This is a genomic window from Rhodopseudomonas sp. AAP120 (assembly GCF_001295845.1).
Classification (GTDB): Bacteria; Pseudomonadota; Alphaproteobacteria; order Rhizobiales; family Xanthobacteraceae; genus Rhodopseudomonas.
This window is the reverse complement of the sequence record NZ_LJIC01000075.1, coordinates 1-22777: the sequence shown is the minus strand read 5'-3', so window position 1 is coordinate 22777 and position 22777 is coordinate 1. Positions and strand designations below refer to the sequence as shown.

The window sequence follows — 22777 nt, the reverse complement described above, 5'->3', positions numbered from 1 at the left end:
TAGTCCTGCCGCCAAGCCGTCAAAGGCGTCGGCGTTAGGTTTTCGTCTCGTCCTTCCCCCTCGCCAGAATCCGATCGGCCTCGGTCCGCCAATCAGCACTCCGCGCAAAAGCCTTGTCGCCGCGCTTACCGAACAAGCCCTCGTCCGCCAGATCCGCCACCCAGGCCTGCCGCTCCGCCGTGCCCTGCGCCGACCACGGCGTCAGCCCTGCGTCCCGCACCGTCTCGGCGACTTCGCGGACTTCCTCCGCGCGGCGGCGGCCGTGTTCGATGACGCGCTGGAAGAAATACGCGCCCTGCTTTTCCCAATCGATCTGCGGAAAGGTTTCCTGCAGCGACGCGATCACCGCGTCCTCGACGCCATAGGCGCGGGCGGTGGTGAAGCTCTCGATCACCATCGCCTCGAGGCCCTTGATCATGATGCTGCGGCACATCTTGGTGGCCGAGGCGACGCCGAGCTGATCGCTGGCCGGCTTGGCGGCGAAGCCGAGCGCACCCAACAGCGGCGCCAGCTCGGCGGCGTGCGCGCCGCCGAGCAGCAGCGGCACCTTGATCCGATAGGGCGGCACCGAGGTCATCACCGCGCCTTCGACATAGCGGCCCTGCTCGCCGTCGATCAACGCCGCGGCGCGCTGCTTGGCGCCGGGCGACGCGGAGTTGAAGTCGAGAAACCAGGTGCCTTGATTGAGCGCCGCCGCGCAGGCCTCGGCGACCGCGACGGTCTGGCTCGCCGTCACGGCGGAGATCAGAAAGTCGCTGCGCGCCGCCAGATTGGCGTGCGACGACGTCAGCGTCACGCCGTGGCGGCTGGCGTGCTCGCGCAGTGGGGCGCCGCGATCGTCGCTCAGCTTGACGTCATAGGCCGCAACCTTGACGCCGTGGGCGCGCAGATCCTCGGCGAGAATCTTGCCGACCTCGCCATAGCCGACGATCCCGACCAGCCACTGTTTCGGGTCGCTGCTCATCAGTCGATGTACTTCAGGCCGGCTTTTTCCAGCGGCTCGCGCATCCTGTACATGTCGAGGCCGAGCACGCCGGACGCCAGCTTGGCGCGCTTGTCGGCTTCGTTGGCCTCGCGGGCTTCGGCGGCGTCCGCCGCCATCTGTGCCACCGCGGCCGGCACGATCACCACGCCGTCGTCATCGGCGATCACCACGTCTCCGGGCGTGACATGCGCGCCGGCGGCCACCACCGGGATGTTGACCGAGCCGAGCGTCGCCTTGACGGTGCCCTTGGCGTGGATTGCCTTCGACCACACCGGAAACTTCATCTGCGTGAGATCGCGCACGTCGCGGACGCCGGCGTCGATGATCAGGCCGAGCGCGCCGCGGGCGTGAAAGCTGGTGGCGAGCAGGTCGCCGAAGAAGCCGTCAGTGGAGTCAGCGGTGCAGGCCGCGACCACGACGTCGCCGGGCTGCAGCTGTTCGGCGACGACATGCATCATCCAGTTGTCGCCCGGCTGCAGCAGCACGGTGACGGCCGTGCCGCAGATATGCGCGCCCGGATAGATCGGCCGCATATAGGGATGCATCAGGCCGACGCGGCCCATCGCCTCGTGCACAGTGGCGACGCCGAAGCGCGACAGCTTCTCGACCGCCGCCTTGTCGGCGCGGCTGATATTGCGCTTGACGATGCCGAGATCGTTCATCCGCACGGTCATGATGACTTGCCCCTTACTTTCCCTTGGCCTTGAGCGCCGCATCGAGCCGCGGATAGATGCGGCGGGCGTTGCCTTCGTAGATCTGCTGCTTCTCGTCCGGCGTCAAAATCTTGGACGCCTCGATGTAGCGCTTGGTGTCGTCGTAGTAGAACCCGGTCTGCGGATCGATGCCGCGCACCGCGCCGATCATTTCCGAGGCGAACAGCACGTTGTCGACCGGGATCACGGTGTTGAGGAGATCGATGCCGGGCTGGTGATATACGCAGGTGTCGAAGAAGATGTTGTTGAGGACGTGATCCTCGAGCAGCGGCTTCTTCATCTCCTGCGCCAGGCCGCGGAAGCGGCCCCAGTGATACGGCACCGCGCCGCCGCCGTGCGGAATGATGAACTTTAGCTCGGGGAAGTCCTTGAACAGGTCGCCGGAGACGCACTGCATGAAGGCGGTGGTGTCGGCGTTGAGATAATGCGCGCCGGTGGTGTGGAAGCAGGCGTTGCAGCTGGTCGAGACGTGGATCATCGCCGGGATCTGCAGCTCGACCATCTTCTCGTAGATCGGGTACCACTGACGGTCGGTCAGCGGCGGCGAAGTCCAGTGGCCGCCCGACGGATCGGGGTTGAGGTTGATGGCGACGAAGCCGTACTCCTTGACGCACTTCTCCAGCTCGGGAATGCAGGTCGCAGGGTCGACGCCCGGCGACTGCGGCAGCATCGCGGCCCCGATGAAATTGTCCGGGAACAGCTGCGCCACGCGGGCGCACAGCTCGTTGCAGATCGCCGCCCAGGTCGACGACACGTTGAAGTCGCCGATGTGGTGCGCCATGAACGAGGCGCGCGGCGAGAACACCGTGAGGTCGCTGCCGCGCTCCTGCATCTTCTTCAGCTGATTGTCGACGATCGAGGCGCGCAGCTCGTCGTCGCTGATTTTCAGCTCGGACACTTTCGGCATCACGGACGGATCCTTGATGCCGGCGATCTGCCGGTTGCGCCAATCCTCCAGCGCCTTCGGCGCGGTGGTGTAGTGGCCGTGAATGTCGATGATCATCGGGGTGTCCCTGGCGTTAGTCGCAACAATTAGTCTTCGTCATTGCGAGCGAAGCGAAGCAATCCAGCTCCGTGCACTGAGCTGGATTGCTTCGTCGCTTCGCTCCTCGCAATGACGAGGCATTGGGTCTCAGCCTGCCCGCCGAAGCGGGGCGTCGGCTTGCTTGCCGCTCCACACCGCCGCCGGCACCATCGCTTCGCCGCGCATCAGCAGCCGCGCGGTGCGCAGCAGTGCGGCGCGGGTGACGTTTTGCGGATTGGCCGGATCGACTTCGATCTCGACCGAGAATTCGCCGGTCGGATGCTCGACCGAAATCTGCTTCACGTTCCCCTCGGGTACGACAGCGATGCCCTCGGTGACGCTGCCCTTCAGCACGCAGGCGGTCGCCACCGTGACGGCGGCGAGTACGCCGATGGCGTCGTGGCAGACATGCGGGATGAAGCTGCGGGTGGTGATGCTGCCGCCGGCGCGCGGCGCCGCGATCAGCGTCATCTTCGGATAGTTCTTCTTGGTGACGTCGCCGAGCTGCATCGCATGGCCGCAGGCGATCCGCAGCGTCTCCAGCCGCGCCTTCAGCTCGGTGTCGGCATTGAGCTGCTCGACGCTCTCATAGCCGGTGCGGCCGACGGCTTCGGCCCGAAACATCACCAGCGGCATGCCGTTGTCGATGCAGGTCACCTCGACGCCGTCGATGACATCGCGGACATGGCCGGTCGGCAGCAGGCTCGGCGCGACCGAGCCTGCGGTATCTAGGAAGTTGATCTTGATCGGCGCCGAGGTGCCGGGTGCGCCGTCGATCCGCGCATCCCCATCGTAGGAGACGTGGCCGTCCGGCGTCTGCACGGTGATGTCGCACTGCATGTCGGTGTTGAGCGTCAGCACGCGCAGCGTCGTGGTGTCGCCCTGCGGCTTGATCATGTCGGTCTCGAGCGCGAACGGCACCACGGCGGCCAGCATGTTGCCGCAGTTCGGCGTGGTATCGACCGTGTCTTTATCCGGCTGCAACTGCGCGAACAGAAAATCGAGATCGACGCCGGGCTTCGATCCCTTGGACACGATGCCGACCTTGCTGGTGAGCGGATGCGCGCCGCCGAGGCCGTCGATCTGGCGGCGGTCGGGCGAGCCCATCACGGCGAGCAACACCTTGTCGCGCGTCGCGATGTCCTGCGGCAGATCGGCAGCGTTGAAGAACGGGCCACGCGAGGTGCCGCCGCGCATGAACAGGCAGGGGATCGCGGTTTGCATCCGTTTCCTTCCCGGAATTTGTTCATTGTATTTTGGCCCCGGCGGCCCGCAGGCGCCACCGTGCCGTATCTATAACAGCTATCGGCTTAAGGCATGGCGACAGCATGACGCCATGCCGATCCGGCAGATGAGCGATGCGTCAGCCCGGCAGGCTGCGCGCCAGCTCGGTCAGCAGCCGCATCGTGTAGTGCGCCAGCGGCGTCGGTCGCTTGGTGGCGGAGACCGCGAGGCACAGCGCGCTTGTTGCTTCCGGCGACACCAGCCTGCGCAGGCTGAGCTCGGCGCCGCGCGGCGAGGCGGCGACGCCGCTGGCGGTCAGCACCGCATGGCCGTAGCCGGCGCAGACCAGCTCGATGATCGACGGCACGCTCGAGACTTCCCAGGCGATGTCGAGCTTGACGCCGGCGAGCGCCGCCTGGGTCTCGAGCAGCCGCCGCATCGCGTGGACGCGCTCGGGCACGATCAGCGGATAGTTCGCCAGCTCCTTGAACGGCAGCGGCGGCGCCGGCCGGCCGCGCTCGGCCGGCGGCACGTAGCTGACGAGGCCGAGCGACTCCTGCAGCAGCGGCGTGATCTCGATGCCGGACTGTGCGTCGGGATTGTACACCAGCCCGACATCGGCGCGGCCGGTGGTGACCCATTCGACGATGTGGCTCGACAGCCCCTCGACGATCGCCAGTCGCGCATCCGGCAGTTCGCGCTTGAAGCGGTCGATCAGCGGCAGCGTGAGCTGCCGGCCAATTGAGGGCGGCAGCCCGATGGTAACGCGGCCGACCGGCGCGCCGCGGCTGGCGCCGAGGTCCTCGCGGGCATGCGCCACCATCTGCATGATGCCGACGCTGTGGTCGAACAGCCGCCGCCCCGCCTCGGTCAGCGCGACGCCGCGGCCGTTGCGCAGGAACAGCTGCTGATTGAGCTCGGTCTCCAGCCCGCGCACCTGCCGGCTCAGCGCCGGCTGCGCGATGTCGAGCATCATCGCCGCCTTGCTGAACGAGCCGAGCTCCGCGACCCGCATGAAATATTCGAGCTGCTTCAGATTCATCGGATCGCCTTGGCCAAGCCGGCCGTCACTGCTTCTCGATCCCGGAGGCGTCGATCACGGCTTTCCACTTGTCGATGTCGGATTTCAGCCGCGCCGCGAGCTGATCCGGCGTCGAGGCGCGCGCATCGATGCCGAGGTCGAGCAGCTGTTTCTTCAGCGCCGGATCGGCCAGGATCTCCTGCAGGGCGCCGTTCAGCGTGCTGATCACCGCGGGCGGCGTGCCGGCCGGCGCGAACAGCGCGTTCCAGGATTCGATGCTGACTTCCAGCCCGTTCTCACGCAGCGTCGGAATGTCGGGGGTGATCTTCGAGCGCAGCGGTCCGGAAGCGGCGAGGGCGCGGATCTTCTTGTCGACGAGATTGCCCTTCAGCGCCGAATAGCTGTCGATCGCCATATCGACATTGCCCTGCAGCAGCGACACCAGCACTTCGGGCGTGCCGCGATGGGGGATGGTGACGAAGTCGATGCCGGCGGCGGTCCTGAACATCCCGGCCGCGAGGTTTTGCGTGCTGCCGAGATTGATGGTGCCGACATTGTAGCGGCCCGGGTTCTGCTTGGCCGCCTTGATGAAGTCTTCCATCGTCTTGAACGGCGCGTCGGCGCGAACCACGAACAGGAAGTCGAAAACGCCGAGGCTGGAGACGGGCGCAAAATCCTTTACCGGATCGAACGGCAGCTTCTTGAACAGCGACACGCTGATCGCAGTGCCGTTGGACAAGAGCGCCAGCGTCGAGCCGTCCGGCTGCGCCGAGATCACCGTGCGGGCCGCCGCGATGCCGCCGGCGCCGGGCTGGTTTTCGATATAGAAACGGTTGCCGAGCTTGACGCCGAGCTTGTCGGCGACCAGCCGCGCGGTGACGTCGGCAACGCCGCCGGCGGCGAACGGCACCACGATCCGCACCGGCCGCGACGGATAAAGCCCCTGCGCCGCCGCGTGGCGCAACGGCAGCAACGGGAGGGAGGCCGCCAGAGCGGCGAGGCGGAGCGTGCGGCGTCGGGTGAGCAAAGGCATCTGCCGACGATAGTCCAAAGCGGCCTGATTTCACAATGACTGCAAGCAATTGACCGAGGTCGGCAAACGCATGGCGCGGCCGGGACGCCGCTGCCGGGGCGCGCCGGAGCGGGGCCGAGCGATTGACGCTGCGGCCGCCGCGGTGCAGACCCTGATGCCTATAAAATCGTCAGGTCTTCAGAGCTGTGGAGTTGTCCGATGTCGCAGCCGCCGCTGTTTCGCCCGTTCACCCTGCGCGGTGTCACCGCCAAGAACCGCATCCTGATCTCGCCGATGTGCCAGTATTCGGCTGTCGACGGCATCGCCAATGACTGGCACCTGGTGCATCTCGGCAAGTTCGCCCAGGGCGGCGCCGGCATCGTGATGATGGAGGCGACCGCGGTGACGGCGAACGGCCGCATCACCCATGGCGATCTCGGGCTGTGGCACGACGGCCAGATCAAGCCGCTGGAGCGGATCGCGGCGTTCCTGCGCGACAACGGCGCGGTGCCGGCGATCCAGCTCGCCCATGCGGGCCGCAAGGCCAGCATGCAGCGGCCATGGTACGGCAACGCCGCGCTGACCGACGAGGATCGTGCCCGCGGCGACCAGCCGTGGCCCATCGTCGCGCCGAGCCCGATCCCGATGGAAGAGGGCTGGCTGACGCCGCAGGAATTGTCGGAGGACGAACTCGAGCAGTTGCGGGGCGCGTGGCGCGCCGCGACGCTGCGCGCGGTCGAGGCCGGCTTCGAGATGCTCGAGGTGCATTGCGCCCATGGCTATCTGCTGCATTCGTTCCTGTCGCCGCTGTCCAACATGCGGACGGACCAGTATGGCGGCGACCGCGCCGGCCGGATGCGGTTTCCGCTGCAGGTGATCGAGACGGTGCGGGCGGCGTGGCCGGATACGCTGCCGCTGTCGGTGCGGGTGTCGTCGGTCGACGGCGTCGAGGGCGGCATCGAGCTCGCCGACTCCGTGGTGTTCGCTCGCGAGGCCAAGGCGCGGGGCGCCGACATTATCGATTGCTCGTCGGGCGGGCTGCTCGGCTCGGCGACCGCGGCCCGCATCCCGCGCGGCTATGGCTTCCAGGTGCCGTTCGCGCAGACCATCCGCAAGGAAGCCGACGTACCGACCATCGCGGTCGGGCTGATCCTGCATCCGGACCAGGCCGAGGAAGTCCTCGAGCAGGGCCAGGCCGACCTCGTCGGTATCGGCCGCGAAGCGCTGTTCGACCCGAACTGGCCGCTGCACGCCCAGCTCGAACTCACCGAAGCCGACGAGCAGGTGTTCGCCGATTGGCCGAAGCAATACGGCTGGTGGCTGGAACGCCGCGAACCCGGCCTGCGCAAGCTCGAAGGCTGGAAACTGCCGTATCGGCGGGGGTAATTTTCGTCATTGCGAGCGAAGCGAAGCAATCCAGCTCCGTGCACGGCCCTGGATTGCTTCGCTGCGCTCGCAATGACGCGAGAATTAGTAATAGCAGCTGTGCGCAGGATGGGTTGAGCCCTTGCGAAACCCATCGCGCCGCGCCATGACGCCTGATGGGTTTCGCTGGCGCTCAACCCATCCTACGACTGATGCTTACCAGCCGCAGCTGCCGCAGCGCGGGCGGACCGGGGCGTAGGTGGTGTAGCCGGGCGACACCATTTCGACGCGCTCGCGGGTGGCGTATTGCGGCGGGATGCGCTCGTATTCGACGCCGCCGGGCGAGACCATCACGGTCTTCGGCACCATCACGGTTCGGTACTCAGGCGGCGTGCGATGGGCGACGACGCGGCCCGGCGCCACCATCACGGTCTCCTGCACCGACTGATACTGCGGCGGCACGTATTGCTGCTGATAGCAGGTCTGGCACGGCGGCGGCGCGTAGCAGCCGTAACAGGCGGAAGCGGCGGTGGGCGCCGCAACGGCGGCGGTGGCGGAAACGATCAAAGCAATGGCGATGCGTGACATGGTTGGCGTCCCTGTGGGCGTGAATAATTCGGACGCGATCATTGGGTTCGCTGCTCCGCCGCGTCAACGACGGAGCAAAATCAACCTTTACGGAGATCATTAACGGCGACTTGCGGCGCCGCATCGGGCCGTCGTGATGCCGTTGGCGAGTTGTTAGTGATCAGGCGGCACGGACCGTGCGCAGGAAGTGAGAGACTTCGTCCCTCAGTCGCGTGCTGTCGTGCGACAGCGAACGCGCCGCCGTCAGCACTTGCGCGGAGGCCGAGCCGGTCTCGCTGGCGCCGCGCTGCACTTCGACGATGTTGACGGAGACCTGATGCGCGCCCTCGGCGGCGTGGTGGACGTTGCGGGAGATCTCCTGGGTGGCGGCGCCTTGTTCCTCCACCGCGGACGCAATCGTCGCGGCGATCTCCGACATGCGCGAAATCGTGGTGCCGATGCCGCGGATCGCCGTCACCGACTGGTCGGTGGCGCTCTGGATGCTGCCGACCTGGTGGCTGATCTGCTCGGTCGCCTTGGCGGTCTGTTCGGCCAGCGCCTTCACTTCAGACGCCACCACGGCGAAGCCGCGCCCGGCATCGCCGGCGCGGGCCGCCTCGATCGTGGCGTTCAGCGCCAAGAGGTTGGTCTGCCCGGCGATGGTGTTGATCAGCTCGACCACGTCGCCGATCCGTGCCGCGGCCTCCGACAGATGGCTGACGCGCTCGTTGGTTTGGTGCGCCTGCGACACCGCTTCGGCGGCGATCCGCGCCGATTCCTGGACCTGGCGGCTGATCTCGTTGACCGAGGAACTCATCTCCTCGGCGGCGGAGGCGACCGACTGCACATTGGTCGAAGCCTCTTCCGAGGCGGACGCCACCAGCACGGTAAACTGCTGGGCGTGCTGCGCCGTGGAGGACAGCGTCGTTGCCGAAGCCTCGAGTTCGGTGGAGGCCGACGACACGGTCTCGACGATCTCGCCGACCGCGCCTTCGAACTGATCGGCGAGCCGGTGCATGTCGCGCTGGCGCTGCTCGGCAGCAACCCGGTCCTGTTCGGCCTTGGCCTCGGCTTCGGCGCGCGCCTTGTCCTGTGCCAGCAGCTTGAACGATTCCACCGCCTGCGCCATGTCGCCGATCTCGTCGGCGCGGCCCAGGCCCGGCAGCACCACGTCGAAATTGCCGGCGCCGAGCTGCTTGAGGCCGCCGGCCAATCCCTTCAGCGGCCGCGCCACCGAGCGGCCGATCAGCAGGCCGAGCGCGCTCACCGCGAGGATGATCAGCACGATCGCGATCTGCATCCGCTGGGTCGTGGCCGCGCGCGCTTCGGCGGCCGATGCCTGCGCCTGCTTCTCGGATCGAGCGACAGCTTCGCCGACGCTGGCGATCACCGGTTCGATGGCCCGGAAGCTGGTCGCCACCGCCTGATCGGCTTGTTTCAGCACCGCGGCGGTCTCCGCCCACGCCGAGAAGTCGCGCTGATAGACGCCGAGCTTCCGGTCGAGTTCGGCCTTGGCGGCGGCCGGCAGATCGGAGGCGGCGAGCTCTGCGGAGAATTGCGCGGCGCGCTTCTTCATCTCGTCGGCGTATGCCGCGGCGCGGTGGAGCATGAAGTCCTTTTCATGCCGCCTCATCATCAGCAGCGTCGTCGTCAGCTTCGGCTGGTCGAGTTTGCCGAGCGTTGTTTCGAGGTCTTCGACCGATTTGCGGAGGCTTCCTTCAAGGCCAGCATTCTCCGTCAGCCCGAGCTTGATCTGAGCGGCCGTGAGCCTGCCGAAGTGACCGACGTAATCCTGATAGCCGGACTGGATCGCCTGGAGCTCGCGGGCGAGGTCGCCGCGACCGGCCGCGGTGCTCGCCGCGATCATCTCCGTGAGCCTCGCTCCGGCGATCTTGCCGCCGGCGGCGTGCTCCTCGAGATACTTCTCCTCCTTGCGGATCATGAAGTTCTTCTCGGCGCGGCGCTGCTCCAGCATGGCGATCTGCATTCGGGCGTTGCTGTTACCAAGCGCGCGGGCCTGATCGTCATCGAGCCTTGCCGCCTCCTGCGTCGCGCTGCCGGCCAGGTACAGCGCGCCAAGCGCAAGCACGCCGATGATGCCGACGGCGGCGATGGAGTTGATCTTGTGGCTGAGGCGAAGGCGGAGCATGGAGGTTCCTGCGCTAAACCGGTTGCTTCGAATATGGCTTGCTCTCCGCCCGCGCCGCGCGAGCGTTCGTCTCCGGATGCGGCATCCGGCAGGCGTTGGAATCGACGACGGGTCGAGTCTGCACAATGCCGGTCGCTGCCGACGGGCAGATTACCGGACGATGAAGTATTCACGAGTGATGCAGGATTTGTACTAATCTTGAATTAAGTCGCGCGCCCAGCTGCAACGTCCTGGTAGTCGCCCGAAGGCGCGTAGCTGTGCGAGCTCTCTGCTGTGGTCCGCCACTAACCACGTCAGCGACCGGTGAGCGGTGTCAGGCAACCGCCTTTGCGGCCGCCCGTCCGGCATTGCGACCCGAGAACAGGCAGCCGCCCAGGAAAGTTCCTTCCAACGAGCGATAGCCGTGCATGCCGCCACCGCCGAAGCCGGCGGCTTCGCCGGCCGCGTAGAGGCCGGGGATGATGGCGCCGCCGGTGCCGAACACGCGGCCGTCGAGATCGGTTTCGAAACCGCCGAGCGTCTTGCGGGTCAGGATGTTGAGCCGCACCGCGATCAACGGTCCATGCGCCGGATCGAGAATGCGGTGCGGCTTGGCAGTACGGATCAGCCGGTCGCCGATGTAGCGGCGCGCATTGTGGATATTCATCACCTGCGCGTCTTTGACGAACGGATTGGCGATCTCGCGGTCGCGGGCTTCGATCTGGCTGCGCAATTCATCGAGCTTCAGCAGATGATCTCCGCTGAGCTGGTTCATCGCGGCGACGAGATCGGCGAGGTTGTCGCGCACCACGAAGTCGGCGCCTTGTTGCTTGAAGGCCTCGACCGGCGCCGGCGCGCCCTTGTTGGTGGCGCGGCCCGCGGTCATCAGCCAGCTCTTGCCGGTGAGGTCCGGATTCTGCTCGGAGCCCGACAGCGCGAACTCCTTCTTGATGATCGCCTGGGTCAGCACGAACCAGGAGTAATCGTAGCCGGTCGCCATGATGGCGTGGAGTTGGCCGAGCGTGTCGGAGCCGGGGAACAGCGGCGCAGGCAGCCGCTTGCCGGTGGCGTCGAACCACATCGACGACGGGCCGGGCAGGATGCGGATGCCATGGCGCGGCCAGATCGGCGCGAAGTTCTGCAGACCCTCGACATAGTGCCACATCCGGTCGCGGTTGATCAGCCGCGCGCCGGCCGCCTCGGTGATGCCGATCATGCGGCCGTCGACATGCTCGGGCACGCCGGAGATCATCCGCCGCGGCGGCGGGCCGAGTCGCTGCGGCCAGTTCTGCCGCACCAACTCGTGATTGCCTCCGATACCGCCGGACGCGACGATCACCGCCTGCGCCCGCAGGCTGAAATTGCCGACCACGCCGCGCGAGCTGCTGGCGCCGCGCTCCACCGCCGTCGGCTCCAGCACGGCGCCGCTGACCCCCTCGACCACACCGTTCGTCACCGTCAGCGCATCGACGCGGTGGCGGAACTTGAAGACGAGGCGGCCTTCGGCCTGCGCCGCGTATGCGCGGCGCACGAATGGTTCGATCAGGCCGGGGCCGGTGCCCCAGGTGACGTGAAACCGCGGCACCGAATTGCCGTGGCTCATCGCGTCGTAGCCACCGCGCTCGGCCCAGCCGACCACTGGAAAAATGCGGTGTCCCATCGCCCGCAGCCAGCTGCGCTTCTCGCCCGCCGCGAAGCCGAGATAGGCTTCGGCCCAGCGCCGCGGCCACAGGTCTTCGTCGCGATCGAAGCCGGCGGCGCCGAGCCAATCCTGCAGCGCCAGCTCGTAGCTGTCGCGGATGCCGAGCCGGCGCTGCTCCGGCGAATCGACCAGGAACAATCCGCCGAACGACCAGAACGCCTGGCCGCCGCAGTTCTGTTCGCCCTCCTGATCGAGCACGATCACCTTGCGGCCGGCGTCGGCGATCTCGGTTGCGGCGACGAGGCCGGCAAGGCCGGCACCGATCACGATCACATCGGCATCTGTTGGCATCAGCGTTCCCCCTGGAACCGATTGAAGCGTGCGCGGCGCGCAACGGTCAACGGCTTTCGCCGCCGCGCATGTTTCAGTTTGGGACCTCGCCGCGGAACGGGTGCAGCCCGCCTGCAACACTCGATTTGAATTTAAGTCGAGCCGTGGTTGCGATCTGGACAAACAGCCGATCCGAAATCACGCTGACGATGTCTTGAATCAGCGCGCTGCATCACCTGGCTGATCGACGGACGTTGGAAGCGAACTAACTGGGGCGGGCGATGAGAGTGCTGACGGGGTTGATTGCGGCTGTGCTCCTGATCGCCGGCATCGGATCGAGCCACGCCGTCGTGCGGATCGCCGACGATCGCGGCGGCCGGATCGGAACCTACGTCGACAAGTACCAGAGCCTGCGCACCTCCGGCGAGACGGTGGTGATCGACGGTCTGTGCGCCTCGGCCTGCACCATCGTGCTCGGTGCCGTACCGCACGACAAGATCTGCGTCACCTCGCGCGCCAATCTCGGCTTCCACGCCGCCTGGGACATGGGCCAGAACGGCCGGGCGATCACCAATCCCGAAGCCACCCACATGCTGTACACGATGTATCCGGCGGAGATCCGCCGCTGGATCTCCAAGCGCGGCGGCTTGACGCGGCAGATGATCTTCCTGCGCGGCAAGCAGCTGATGTCGATGTATCGGCCCTGCTACATGGACGCGCAGGCGTCGGCCTCGCGCTGACGCGAGCCTGCTGCGGCCGGGTGATGCGCCGCTCCGCATGACGTGATCCGGCGCGGCGGTGTGGCGCTTGCCCACTGCGGCGCCGCGCTCTATGGGTGCGGCACTCGCGGCCGCGCGCCGCGTGCCCTGCCGGGCGCGGACTCGTTCGTCGACCGGTGTTCGACGCGAGGACCCTGCCATGGCCGCTGCAAGCCGTTCCACCCGCCCGCTCGTCATCATCGCGGCTTTCGCCGGCAGCCTGGTGGTCGGCCTGGTGGTGGTGCTGTGGCTGCTCGGCGGCCTCAACAAGGTCGCGGCGCCGTCGTCGATCGGCGGTCCGTTCCAGCTCACCGACCAGAACGGCCAGACCGTCACCGAGCAGAGCCTGAAGGGCAAGCCGACGCTGATCTTCTTCGGCTTCACGCATTGCCCGGATGTGTGCCCGACCTCGCTGTTCGAAATCTCGCAGGTGCTGCAGGCGATGGGCAAGGACGCCGACCGCATCAACGCCTATTTCATCTCGGTCGATCCGGAGCGCGACACGCCGGCGGCCATGAAGGATTATCTGTCGAGCTTCGATCCACATCTCAAGGGGCTGACCGGCACCCGGGACGCCACCGACAAGATCGAGAAGTCGTACCGGGTCTATGCCAAGAAGGTCGAGACCAAGGACGGCGACTACACCATGGATCACACCGCGCTGATCTACCTGATGGACAAGAACGGCAACTTCGTCGCGCCGTTCAACCTCAAGCGGAAGCCCGAAGAGGCCGCGGCGGATCTGAAGCGGTACCTGTAGGGCCTCGTCCGCGCTCCGCCTCGGCGGGGGAAGATGCCCGCGCGGCGATGCCGTGCTCGGTCTTCTGCCAATGCTGCGGCTTCCACACCAGCTCGTGGAGCGCCCGCCAGGCTGCGAGCGACAGTCCGATCCAGTACAGCGGCATCGCCAGCAGCCAGACTGCATCGCGCAGCCGTCCGATGCGTCTCAGTCCGATCGCCGCGACCAGCGCGCTGCCGAGATAGCCGGCCGCAATGGTCAGGCCGTGGAGCCATGCCGACGGTTCGCTGCTGAAGCCCGTGCCGCTGCGCGCCAGCGTCGCTCCGGTCAGGACGAGGTGCAGCAGCAGCAGCGGGTGCATCAGCGCCGACACCACGCCGCCGCCGACATAGAGGTTCAGGGTCAGCAGCCCGCGCCAGCCGGCATCGCGCCAGAACTCTGCGGGCCGCCGCATATGCACCCACCAGGTCTGCATCCAGCCTTTCATCCAGCGCGTGCGCTGTCCCCACCACGCCGCAAAGCCGATCGGCGCTTCCTCGCAGGTGTGGGAGGCAAAGCTGATCGAGCCATAGCCGAACCGCGCCAGCCGGAAGCCGAGGTCGGCATCCTCGGTGACATTGTGGGCGTCCCAGCCGCCGACCGCGCGCAGCACCCTGGTACTGAAGTGATTCGACGAGCCGCCGAGCGGCAGCGGCAGGCCGAGACGGGAGAGACCGGGCAGCACCGCTTCGAACTGGCCGGCATATTCGGCCAGGAACAGCCGCGACAGCCAGCTGTGCGCGGTGTTGTCGACCTGCAGGCTCGCCTGCACGCAGCCGATCTGCGGGCCGCCGGCGGCGAACGCAGCCAGCGCGGCACGCAGCTGGTCGGGCGCGGGGCGGTCTTCCGCATCGAACACCGTCACCATGCTGCCGCGCACGAACGGCAGCGCGTAGTTCAGCGCCTTCGGCTTGGTCTGCGGAGCGTCCGCCGGAGCGACCAGCACGCGCAGATGCGGCCCGCGCCGCAGCCGGGCGATCGCCGCGCGGGTCGGCAGGTCGTCGGGCTCCACCACCAGGATGATGTCGAGCTTCTCGCGCGGGTAGTCGAGCGCCTCGATCGCTTCGACCAGCGCCGCGACCGACGAAGCCTCCCGGTACAGCGCTGCGATGGCGGTGTAGATCGGCAGCTCCGCGTCGGGCCAGCGCGGAGCGGCTGGCGGCGCCGGCAGCGGCTGCGCGCTGGCGAGCAGCCGGAGTCCGATGAAGAGGAGAAACAGCAGTGCCGGAACGATGCCCCAGGCGAGGTCGGCCAGCAGCGGCAGCGCACAGATCAGCAGCGCTGCTCCGGCAGCCCGCTTCAGAACCGAGCGCCAGCGCGGCTCGCCCGCCGCAGGCGCTGCCGAGAGCGAAGCATCGAGGTGCGCCAGCCCGGAGCATGCATGCCGGGCGAGACCCGAACTGCTGCGTTCGAGAAACGCCTGCAGCTCGCTCTCGGTGGCGAGACGAAAGCGGTCGCCGAGCGAAGGATCGCGCTGCAGGGTTTCGCACAAGGTCCGCGCCCCGACCCGCCGCGGCGCAATCGCCGAGACCAGTTCGCCCTGCTGCCACAGCGGCAGGACGCCCGCGGTGGCGGCGAAGCGCATCTGGTCGTCGCTGAGCGCGATGTCGCGCCGCTCCAGCGTGGCAAAGTCCAGGCAGGCTATTCCGAGATGACGCGCCAGCCGGTCCAGATAGGTGGCTTCGCCGATCAGGCCCCAGCGGATCAGCACCTGGTCGGCGCCGATGCCGAGTTGCTGCGCGCGCCGCTCCGCCGATTGCTGCACGGCGGGTGCCAGCAGGCCGCGCAGGCAATCCAGTTCGATCGCGGAGGACTGTTCAGGCTCGGGCGGCTGATCGGCGACCGGCGCTGCGGGGTCACCGTCCCACCGGTGCAAGAAGGGCGGACGCTCGCTCCTGTCCGCCGAACGCCGGGCCTCGCCGCCGGCAAGGGCGGGCGCATCGCTGGGCTGGACGAGGTCGACGACCACCATGACGCACTCTTACGCAAACGGCACTCGCGTCTCGCGCCGGATGGTCTATAAGACCGCCGGTGCGGACCCTCGTTATGCAACCATGGATTGAATTGGTCATCAACGGCCGATTGGCCGGCGTGCGCGTTTGGTCGATCGCGGCGGTGCTGGCTGGTGCTCTGCTGCTCCAGACCCACGCCGCGCGAGCGGCCGAGCCCGATCCGGAAGCCAAGGCGGTGGCGGCCGCGACCGCCCATGCGGTGCCGGGGTTCTGGGACCCGCGGCGTCGCCCGGAGCGGCCGGACCTGTCGCGCCTCACCGTGATCCGCTTCCTCACCGAGACCGACTACCCGCCGTTCAATTATACCGGGCCGGACGGCAACCCGGCCGGCTTCAACGTCGATCTGGCGCGGGCGCTGTGCGAGGAGATCAAGGTCACGTGCACGGTGCAGATGCGGCGCTTCGAGACTTTGCTCGACGCGCTCGCCGGCAATCGCGGCGACGCCATCATCGCGTCGCTGGCGGTGACGCCGCAGACCCGCGCCAAGGTCGACTTCACCGATCCGTATTACCGCGCGCCCGGCCGCTTCGTCGCCCGCAAGGATGCGGTGCTGCCGGAGATCCGGCCGGAATATCTCGAGGGCAAGAAGGTCGGGGCGATCGCCGGCTCGGCCCACGAAGCCTATCTCAAGGCGATGTTCACCGACGCGGAACTGCATTCCTATCCGAACGACGAGGCGCTGCGCGCGGCGCTGAAGCGCGGCGAGGTCGACTTCATCTTCGGCGACGCGATCTCGCTGGCGTTCTGGATCAACGGCACCGATTCGGACAATTGCTGCGCCTTCTCGGGCGGACCGTTCACCGAAAGCCGCTATTTCGGCGAGGGTGTCGGCATCGCGGTGCGCAAGGGCAACGACCTGCTGCGCCAGTCGCTGAACTGGGCGCTGTTTCGCCTCTGGGAAAAGGGGCGCTATACCGACCTGTGGCTGCGCTATTTCTCCGTCAGCCCATTCTGAGCCGAGCCACGTTTGACTTGAAGGACCCGCCTGCCGGCGGTTGGAGACGTTGATGACCACGACCGATTTGCCCAGCGCGTCCGATCTGCGCACGCTCGCCGAACAATCCAACGCCTGGCCGTTCGAGCAGGCGCGCGCGCTGGTGAACCGGCTGAAGAAGCAGCCCAAGGACGAAGTGCTGTTCGAGACCGGCTACGGCCCGTCCGGCCTGCCGCATATCGGCACCTTCGGCGAGGTCGCCCGCACCTCGATGGTGCGCCACGCGTTTCGCGTGCTCACCGACGACAAGATCAAGACCAAGCTGCTGGCGTTCTCGGACGACATGGACGGCCTGCGCAAGGTGCCGGACAACGTGCCGAACAAGGAACTGCTCGAGCAGAATCTCGGCAAGTCGCTGACGAGCGTGCCGGACCCGTTCGGCACTCACGACTCGTTCGGCGCCCACAACAATGCGCGGCTGCGCGCCTTCCTCGACACTTTCGGCTTCGACTACGAATTCGCCTCGGCGACCGATTACTACAAGTCCGGCCGGTTCGACGCGACGCTGCTCAAGGTGCTGCAGCGGCTCGACAAGGTGATGGCGATCATGCTGCCGAGCCTGCGCGAAGAGCGCGCCGCCAGCTACTCGCCGTTCCTCCCGATTTGTCCGCGCACCGGCGTGGTGCTGCAGGTGCCGATCGTCGAGCACGACGTCAAGGCCGGCACGGTGTCGTACGACGATCCGGAGACCAAGGAGCGCGTCACCGTTCCGGTCACCGGCGGTCGCTGCAAGCTGCAGTGGAAGCCGGACTGGGCGATGCGCTGGACCGCGCTCGGCGTCGACTACGAAATGGCCGGCAAGGATCTGATCGACTCGGTGAAGCTGTCCGGCAAGATCTGCCAGGCGATCGGCGGCACGCCGCCCGAGGGCTTCAACTACGAGCTGTTCCTCGACGACAAGGGCCAGAAGATCTCCAAGTCGAAGGGCAACGGCCTGACCATCGACGAATGGCTGCGCTATGCCTCGCCGGAATCGCTGTCGCTGTTCATGTATCGCGAGCCGAAGGCGGCCAAGCGGCTGTATTTCGACGTGATCCCGCGCAACGTCGACGATTATCAGCAATTCCTCGACGGCTTCACCCGGCAGGACGCCAAGCAGCAGCTCGCCAATCCGGTCTGGCATATTCACGCCGGCAATCCGCCCAAGGCCGACATGCCGGTGACGTTCCAGCTGCTCTTGACGCTGGTGTCGTCGTCGAATGCCGAGAACGCCGAGACGCTGTGGGGCTTCATCGGCCGCTACCGGCCGGGCGTGACGCCGCAGTCGCATCCGAAGCTCGACGCCATGGTCGGCTACGCGATCAATTACTATCGCGACTTCGTGGCGCCGACCAAGGTGTTCCGCGAACCGACCGAGCAGGAGCGGGCGGCGCTGCAGGACCTGCGCGATGCGCTGTCGCAATTGCCGGCGGACGCCACCGCCGAAGCGATCCAGGACGTGGTCTACGAGATCGGCCGCCGCGAGCCGTTCCTCGACCACAAGAAGGCGGCGAAGGACGGCAAGCCCGGCGTGTCGCTCGACTGGTTCAACATGCTGTACCAGGTGCTGCTCGGCCAGGAGAAGGGCCCGCGCTTCGGCTCGTTCGTCGCGGTCTACGGCCTGAGCAACGCCGTCGCCATGATCGATGGTGCGCTGGCGCGCAGCGCGTAGCACCGGCGTCCATCCGTAGCGTGGGTTGAGCGTAGCGAAACCCACGTCGTCCGCGTGATGCCGCGTGATGGGGTTCGCCACGCTCAACCCATCCCACGGATTGCTGATCAGAACTGACGCACTCCGTCATTGCGAGCGCAGCGAAGCAATCCAGGACCTCGGTGCACTGAGCTGGATTGCTTCGCTGCGCTCGCAATGACGCGGAGAGGGCGCGGTCAAATTGGCCTCATCCCTCGCGTCACTCATCACGATCCTCATCACAAATGGCGCGCTGATACCTGTTAGGCAGAGCGGTTCTGTGACGACGGCGATTTTGTCGAAAGCATCGTCGCTCTTAACGAACGGCGGCCCGCGATCCGTGCGTGCCGGCGTGGGCGGCCATCCGGTGCAAGACGACTAATCGCTTATTCCGCCGTCGGCGCCGCGGTGGCGACCACCGGCCGCACCGTGTCGCCTTCGCGCAGCAGTGCGCCGGCGCGGGCGACGATGACGTCGCCGTCCTGCAGGCCCTCGCGGATCTCGATATTGCCGCCGTTCATCAGCCCGATCTCGACCCGCTTGGTTTCGATCGTCTGCCGCCGCACCACCTGCACCACGGTGCCGGCCGAGCTGTAGAGCACCGCGGTGAGCGGCACGGAGATGCCGCAGCTTTCGCCGGTCTTGATCATCGCCCGCCCCGAAGCATTCGCCAGCAGCCGCTTGGACGACGTGATGCCGACGAACACGCTGGCCAACTGGCTGTTCGGCTCGACCGTCGGCGACACCCGCCGGACCCGGCCCTCGATCTCGTCGGTGAGGCCGACGATCTTCACCGTCGCGGGCTGGCCCGTGGCGAGCTGCGGCAGGCTGCGGGTCGGCACCTGGCCGACCAGATCGAACTCGTTGCGCGAGATGATGGTGAACAGCGCTTCGCCCTTGGCCGAAGCCGGCGCCCCGATCGTCGCGGTCGAACTGGAGACAAGCCCAGCTACCGGCGCCTGCACGGTGGCACCGCCGGCGTCGGCGGCGAGCTTGGCCAGCGGCTGGCCCTGCGTCACGGTCTCGCCGGGCTCCGCCAGCACCTCGGTCACCTTGGCGCCCGGCCGGTCCGGCCGGACCGACACTTCGTCGCGCGGGATCACGAAGCCGGAGACGTCCACCATCGCCGGAAAGCACGCCTTGGTGGCCTTCAGCACGGTGACGGCCTGGCCCTTCACCGCGTCGGCTTCGGCCTCGTCCGCCGCGCGCGCCGATGCCGTCCCGCACAGGGCCGCCAGCGCGAGCAGGCTTGCGGTGCGCAGCCATCGTCCGCAACGGTTCGCCATCATGGTGGTCATCGCCGGTCCTTCATTATGCCGCGCCAAGTCTAGCGCATCGATCCGCCCGAGGCACGCCGCGTCCCCTGATGCCTGGTCCCGGGCCGCAGCCGCCGGCATCAGCGGCCGAACAGTTGCTTGATGATCGCGTTCACGTCCGGCTGGTTGTCCGGCCGGCCCGGCTGGGCCGATCCGGGAGCAGGTGGGCGGGCGCCGCCGCCGCTTTGCAGGCCCTGCTGGATCAAACGGCCGATGCTCTCGCCGAGCGGGCCGCCCGCCGGGCCATCCGGACCCGTGGTGCCATCCCCGGTCCCGCCGAACAGACCCTGACCCATCGCCCGCAGTCGCGCATAGGCGGCGGCGGGATCGTCCAGGACCCCGGCGATGTCGGGATAGATCCGCGGCGACGCCCAGGGGCCGTCGATCACCACCGGAATGCCGAGCCCGACCGGTTCGGCGGCGGGGCTGCTGCCGGGAGCCGTGCTCTGGCCTTGCGGCGCCTGACCTTGCGTCGTCAGCACCAGCTTCGGCTCGACCCTGAGCGCCAGCGCCTTGGCGCCGAGGTCGATCGTGCCGGCGCCGGTCATCCGCACCAGCGGCCCCGCGAGCGCGAGGTCGGTGGTCGCGGCCTTGCCTTGCGCGATCCGGAACGAGGCGGCGAGCTCGGTCAGGTCGGTGGTCTCGGTGCTGTTCGCCTCCCAGCCGGACAGCGGCGTCGTCGTCAGGCGGCGGATCATCTGCGCGACATTGACGCCGCGGATCTCGCCGTCGCGCACAGCGACGGAGGCGGTGCCGCCGAGCGACGCCATGACGGCACGGACGCTGTCGCCGTCGGCGCGTAGCGTCATCTCGGCCTGCAGCTTGCCGTCGATCCGGTCGAAATCGGCGAGCCCGGCCAGCAGCGGCCGCGCCCGCACATTCTTGAAATCGGCGCGCAGCGTGATCGCCGGGGTGCGCGGCCTGGCGTCGATCGCGAGCTGGCCTGCGGACTCGCCGTCATAGACGCCGAGCTGCGCGAACTGCGCGGAGAGCGTGCCGCCGCTCAGCCGGGCATCGATCGAGGCCGGCGCGAAGTGAGCGGCGCCGAGATTGAGTTCGGCCGCCGACAGCCGAAGCTGCGCATCCAGATAGTTCAGGAAGGTGAGATCGAAGCGCGCATCGCTCCACGGTGCGCCGGCCGGTGCCGGCTGCCGGCGCGGATCGCCGAGATCGAGCCGCTGGAAATCGAGGTCGAGCTTGAGCTGCGGCTTGCCGGAAAGATCGGCCGAGGCCCAGCCGTTGAACGCGCCGTCGCCGAGCGTGCCGGACAGCCCGTTGATCTGCAGCAGCGCGCCGCGCAGCCGCACCTCGGCCTTGGCGGCGATCGCGCCGTTCAGCCAGTCCGGCGCCGCGAAGGTCAGCTCCATCGGCAGCGGCTGGCCCTCGCGCGGGGCGTCGGCCTTGATCCGGAACGTCGCCGGCCGTCCGCCGAGCCGCGCCTCGCCGCCGGCGGTGACGCGCCGCTCCGCATCGATGTCGATCGCCGCGTTGATGCCGTCGATCCGGTCTTCGACCCGATCAGCGGTATTGGCCATGATCACGACGCCGTCCTGCACGGTGATGTGCGCGATCGTCACGGGGGTCGGTCGGGCCGGCGTTGCGGCGGGCGGCGCGGCAGCGGCGGCCGCGGCACCGTCGCGGATCAGCGGCACCCGGAGCACCGGCCGGATCAGCGTCAGCGCGGTGATCTGCGGGGCGCCGGAGATCACGCTGCCGAGCGGCAGCTCGGCGCGGATGCTGGCGACGCTGAGCCGCCGGTCGGGATTGCGGTCGTTCGGATCGTCGAGCGTGACGTCGTTCAGCGTGACGCTGAAGCCGGGAAACAGGCTGACCTTGCTGCTCCCGGCGATCGCGATCCGATAGCCGGTGTCGCGGGCGACGCGGGTCTCGATCGCCGAGGTGATCGCGCCGGACGGAATTCCGATGCTGAGCAGCAGCGCCGCCGCCGCGATCAGCACCGCAAGCGCGATGCCGGCCGTTCTGGAAAATCGCATGTCGCTGTCCCGGCTGCGGCGTCCGATACGCCGGTCGTTGGCTGTGAGTTACCCATTTGTGCGGCCGGATCAGGGCCGGTTCGATCCCGCCGCCACAGCGAGGCGTCCTTGCAGCCGGCGAGCGGCCCGCCGCCTAGGCCGAAAGTCTGTGACCGCAGCCACATTTGTTTTGAACCATTTCGTGTTTTCCGCGGCTAACCGATACGCAACGCAGGGGAGATGGTCATCGCGATGAATACGCAGGGGGAGTTCGCGGTGATGTTGAAGCTCAATCCACTGTTCGCCGAACTGGGATCTGAGGACCTGCAGCGGATCGCCGCGCTGTCACAGACGCGGCAGGTCGCTGCCGGCGAGATGCTGTTTCAGAAGGGCGAACGGGGGGACGCGCTGTTCGGCGTAAGGCGCGGCCAGATCCGGATCGAGGCCCCGGCCTCCGACGGCAGCCGCCTGACGCTGAGTTTTCTCGGGCCCGGCGATCTGGTCGGCGAAGTCGCCGTGCTGGACGGCCAGAGCCGCACCGCCGACGCCACCGCGGGCGAACCGAGCGAGCTGTTCGAGCTGCGCCGTGCCGATTTCCTCGATCATCTAGAGCGCGAGCCGAAGGTCGCTGTGAAACTGATCGGGCTGCTCAGCCAGCGCATTCGCTGGATGAGCGAACGCATGGAGGAATCGGTGCTGCAGCCGCTGCCGGTCCGCCTCGCCCGGCGGCTCTGTGCGCTCGCCGCCGATTTCGGCGCCGAGGTGCATATCTCGCAGGAGCAGCTCGGCGTCTTCGTCGGCGCCGCCCGCGAGAGCGTCAACCGCCAGCTGCAGACCTGGCGCAAGGACGACATCCTCGACCTCCACCGCGGCCGTATCCTGCTGAAGAACATCGGCCGCCTCACCGCCGTCGCCCGAAGCCAGCAACGCTGAAAGCGCGTCGTTCGCGCACCAGCGGCAGCTCGAGCCCCATCCCCAGCCGCAGCCCGCCCCCTCTCCCGCTTGCGGGAGAGGGTTGGGGTGAGGGAGCCCCAGCCAGTGAGTCCGCGACTCTCGGAGCGGAGGGCCCTCACCCGGACGCTGCGCGACACACCGCGCTCTCGTTCGTCATTCCGGGGCGCGCAGCGAAGCTGTGCGAACCCGGAATCCATATCCCCTAGACTCTTAGTAAGACACAGCGGGGCCACCGCAGAGCGTCATGACGAAGCGTAGGGGTTATGGATTCCGGGCTCGCGCTACGCGCGCCCCGGAATGACGAACGAGAGA

General features: G+C 67.7%; 18 protein-coding genes. 6 read left to right on the top strand and 12 right to left on the bottom strand.

Features of this window, described 5'->3' with window-relative positions; translation table 11 throughout:
- Positions 1-34: 34 nt before the first annotated feature.
- The 6 genes from IP86_RS13830 to IP86_RS13805 form a co-directional block, all read right to left on the bottom strand.
- Positions 35-964 carry a DUF1932 domain-containing protein gene (locus IP86_RS13830; RefSeq protein WP_054163117.1) on the bottom strand — a complete coding sequence of 310 codons (930 nt, stop codon included), beginning with the start codon at positions 962-964 and terminating at the stop codon, positions 35-37.
- The gene (ligK, locus tag IP86_RS13825; protein ID WP_082363995.1) at positions 964-1659 is read right to left on the bottom strand and encodes a 4-carboxy-4-hydroxy-2-oxoadipate aldolase/oxaloacetate decarboxylase; all 696 of its coding nucleotides are present in this window, start codon (positions 1657-1659) and stop codon (positions 964-966) included. Before ligK ends, IP86_RS13830 begins: the two co-directional genes overlap by 1 nt.
- A 13-nt stretch (positions 1660-1672) precedes the next feature.
- A complete protein-coding gene (locus IP86_RS13820; protein ID WP_054163115.1) occupies positions 1673-2701 on the bottom strand; it encodes an amidohydrolase family protein in 1029 nt (342 codons plus the stop codon).
- Positions 2702-2830: 129 nt separating this feature from the next.
- On the bottom strand, positions 2831-3946 hold the full coding sequence (locus IP86_RS13815) for a 4-oxalomesaconate tautomerase (protein WP_054163114.1): 1116 nt from the start codon (positions 3944-3946) through the stop codon (positions 2831-2833).
- 139 nt (positions 3947-4085) lie between these two features.
- Positions 4086-4988 (bottom strand): LysR substrate-binding domain-containing protein, encoded by a 903-nt coding sequence (locus tag IP86_RS13810; RefSeq protein ID WP_054163113.1) that lies wholly within the window; start codon positions 4986-4988, stop codon positions 4086-4088.
- Positions 4989-5013: 25 nt separating this feature from the next.
- Positions 5014-6000 carry a Bug family tripartite tricarboxylate transporter substrate binding protein gene (locus IP86_RS13805; RefSeq protein WP_054163121.1) on the bottom strand — a complete coding sequence of 329 codons (987 nt, stop codon included), beginning with the start codon at positions 5998-6000 and terminating at the stop codon, positions 5014-5016.
- Positions 6001-6198: 198 nt separating this feature from the next.
- Between IP86_RS13805 and IP86_RS13800 the strand changes: the two genes are divergently transcribed.
- A complete protein-coding gene (locus tag IP86_RS13800; protein WP_054163112.1) occupies positions 6199-7365 on the top strand; it encodes an NADH:flavin oxidoreductase/NADH oxidase in 1167 nt (388 codons plus the stop codon).
- 195 nt (positions 7366-7560) lie between these two features.
- Here IP86_RS13800 and IP86_RS13795 read toward each other — a convergent pair whose 3' ends face one another.
- The 3 genes from IP86_RS13795 to IP86_RS13785 all read right to left on the bottom strand — a co-directional run bounded on the left by IP86_RS13795 (position 7561) and on the right by IP86_RS13785 (position 12032).
- On the bottom strand, positions 7561-7932 hold the full coding sequence (locus tag IP86_RS13795; RefSeq protein ID WP_054163111.1) for a hypothetical protein: 372 nt from the start codon (positions 7930-7932) through the stop codon (positions 7561-7563).
- 160 nt (positions 7933-8092) lie between these two features.
- Complete coding sequence (locus IP86_RS13790; RefSeq protein ID WP_054163110.1) at positions 8093-10060, bottom strand: methyl-accepting chemotaxis protein; 1968 nt, start codon at positions 10058-10060, stop codon at positions 8093-8095.
- 313 nt (positions 10061-10373) lie between these two features.
- A complete protein-coding gene (locus IP86_RS13785; protein WP_054163109.1) occupies positions 10374-12032 on the bottom strand; it encodes an FAD-binding dehydrogenase in 1659 nt (552 codons plus the stop codon).
- 260 nt (positions 12033-12292) lie between these two features.
- On the opposite strand from IP86_RS13785, the gene IP86_RS13780 reads away from it, so the two are divergent.
- Both IP86_RS13780 and IP86_RS13775 read left to right on the top strand, forming a co-directional pair.
- Positions 12293-12751 carry a hypothetical protein gene (locus tag IP86_RS13780; RefSeq protein ID WP_054163108.1) on the top strand — a complete coding sequence of 153 codons (459 nt, stop codon included), beginning with the start codon at positions 12293-12295 and terminating at the stop codon, positions 12749-12751.
- Between the two features lie 178 nt (positions 12752-12929).
- Complete coding sequence (locus IP86_RS13775; RefSeq protein WP_054163107.1) at positions 12930-13529, top strand: SCO family protein; 600 nt, start codon at positions 12930-12932, stop codon at positions 13527-13529.
- On the opposite strand, the gene IP86_RS13770 is transcribed toward IP86_RS13775, so the two are convergent.
- Entirely contained in the window at positions 13480-15519 is a 2040-nt protein-coding gene (locus IP86_RS13770; protein WP_054163106.1) for a glycosyltransferase, read from the bottom strand. The two genes, IP86_RS13775 and IP86_RS13770, sit on opposite strands and share 50 nt — an antisense overlap.
- Before the next feature lie 74 nt (positions 15520-15593).
- Between IP86_RS13770 and IP86_RS13765 the strand changes: the two genes are divergently transcribed.
- Together IP86_RS13765 and IP86_RS13760 are read left to right on the top strand one after the other, a co-directional pair.
- Positions 15594-16514: an ABC transporter substrate-binding protein gene (locus IP86_RS13765; RefSeq protein ID WP_054163105.1), complete on the top strand. Its 921-nt coding sequence runs from the start codon at positions 15594-15596 to the stop codon at positions 16512-16514.
- A 52-nt stretch (positions 16515-16566) separates the two neighbouring features.
- The gene (locus tag IP86_RS13760; RefSeq protein WP_054163120.1) at positions 16567-18204 is read left to right on the top strand and encodes a lysine--tRNA ligase; all 1638 of its coding nucleotides are present in this window, start codon (positions 16567-16569) and stop codon (positions 18202-18204) included.
- 404 nt (positions 18205-18608) lie between these two features.
- Here the strand turns inward: IP86_RS13760 and IP86_RS13755 are convergent, their stop codons facing one another.
- Positions 18609-19520 carry an efflux RND transporter periplasmic adaptor subunit gene (locus IP86_RS13755; RefSeq protein ID WP_054163119.1) on the bottom strand — a complete coding sequence of 304 codons (912 nt, stop codon included), beginning with the start codon at positions 19518-19520 and terminating at the stop codon, positions 18609-18611.
- A 98-nt stretch (positions 19521-19618) separates the two neighbouring features.
- On the bottom strand, positions 19619-21532 hold the full coding sequence (locus IP86_RS13750) for an AsmA family protein (protein WP_054163104.1): 1914 nt from the start codon (positions 21530-21532) through the stop codon (positions 19619-19621).
- A gap of 231 nt (positions 21533-21763) precedes the next feature.
- Here IP86_RS13750 and IP86_RS13745 point away from each other — a divergent pair, with 231 nt between their 5' ends.
- Positions 21764-22444, top strand: a complete 681-nt coding sequence (locus tag IP86_RS13745) for a Crp/Fnr family transcriptional regulator (RefSeq protein ID WP_054163118.1) — start codon at positions 21764-21766, stop codon at positions 22442-22444.
- Positions 22445-22777 lie beyond the last annotated feature (333 nt).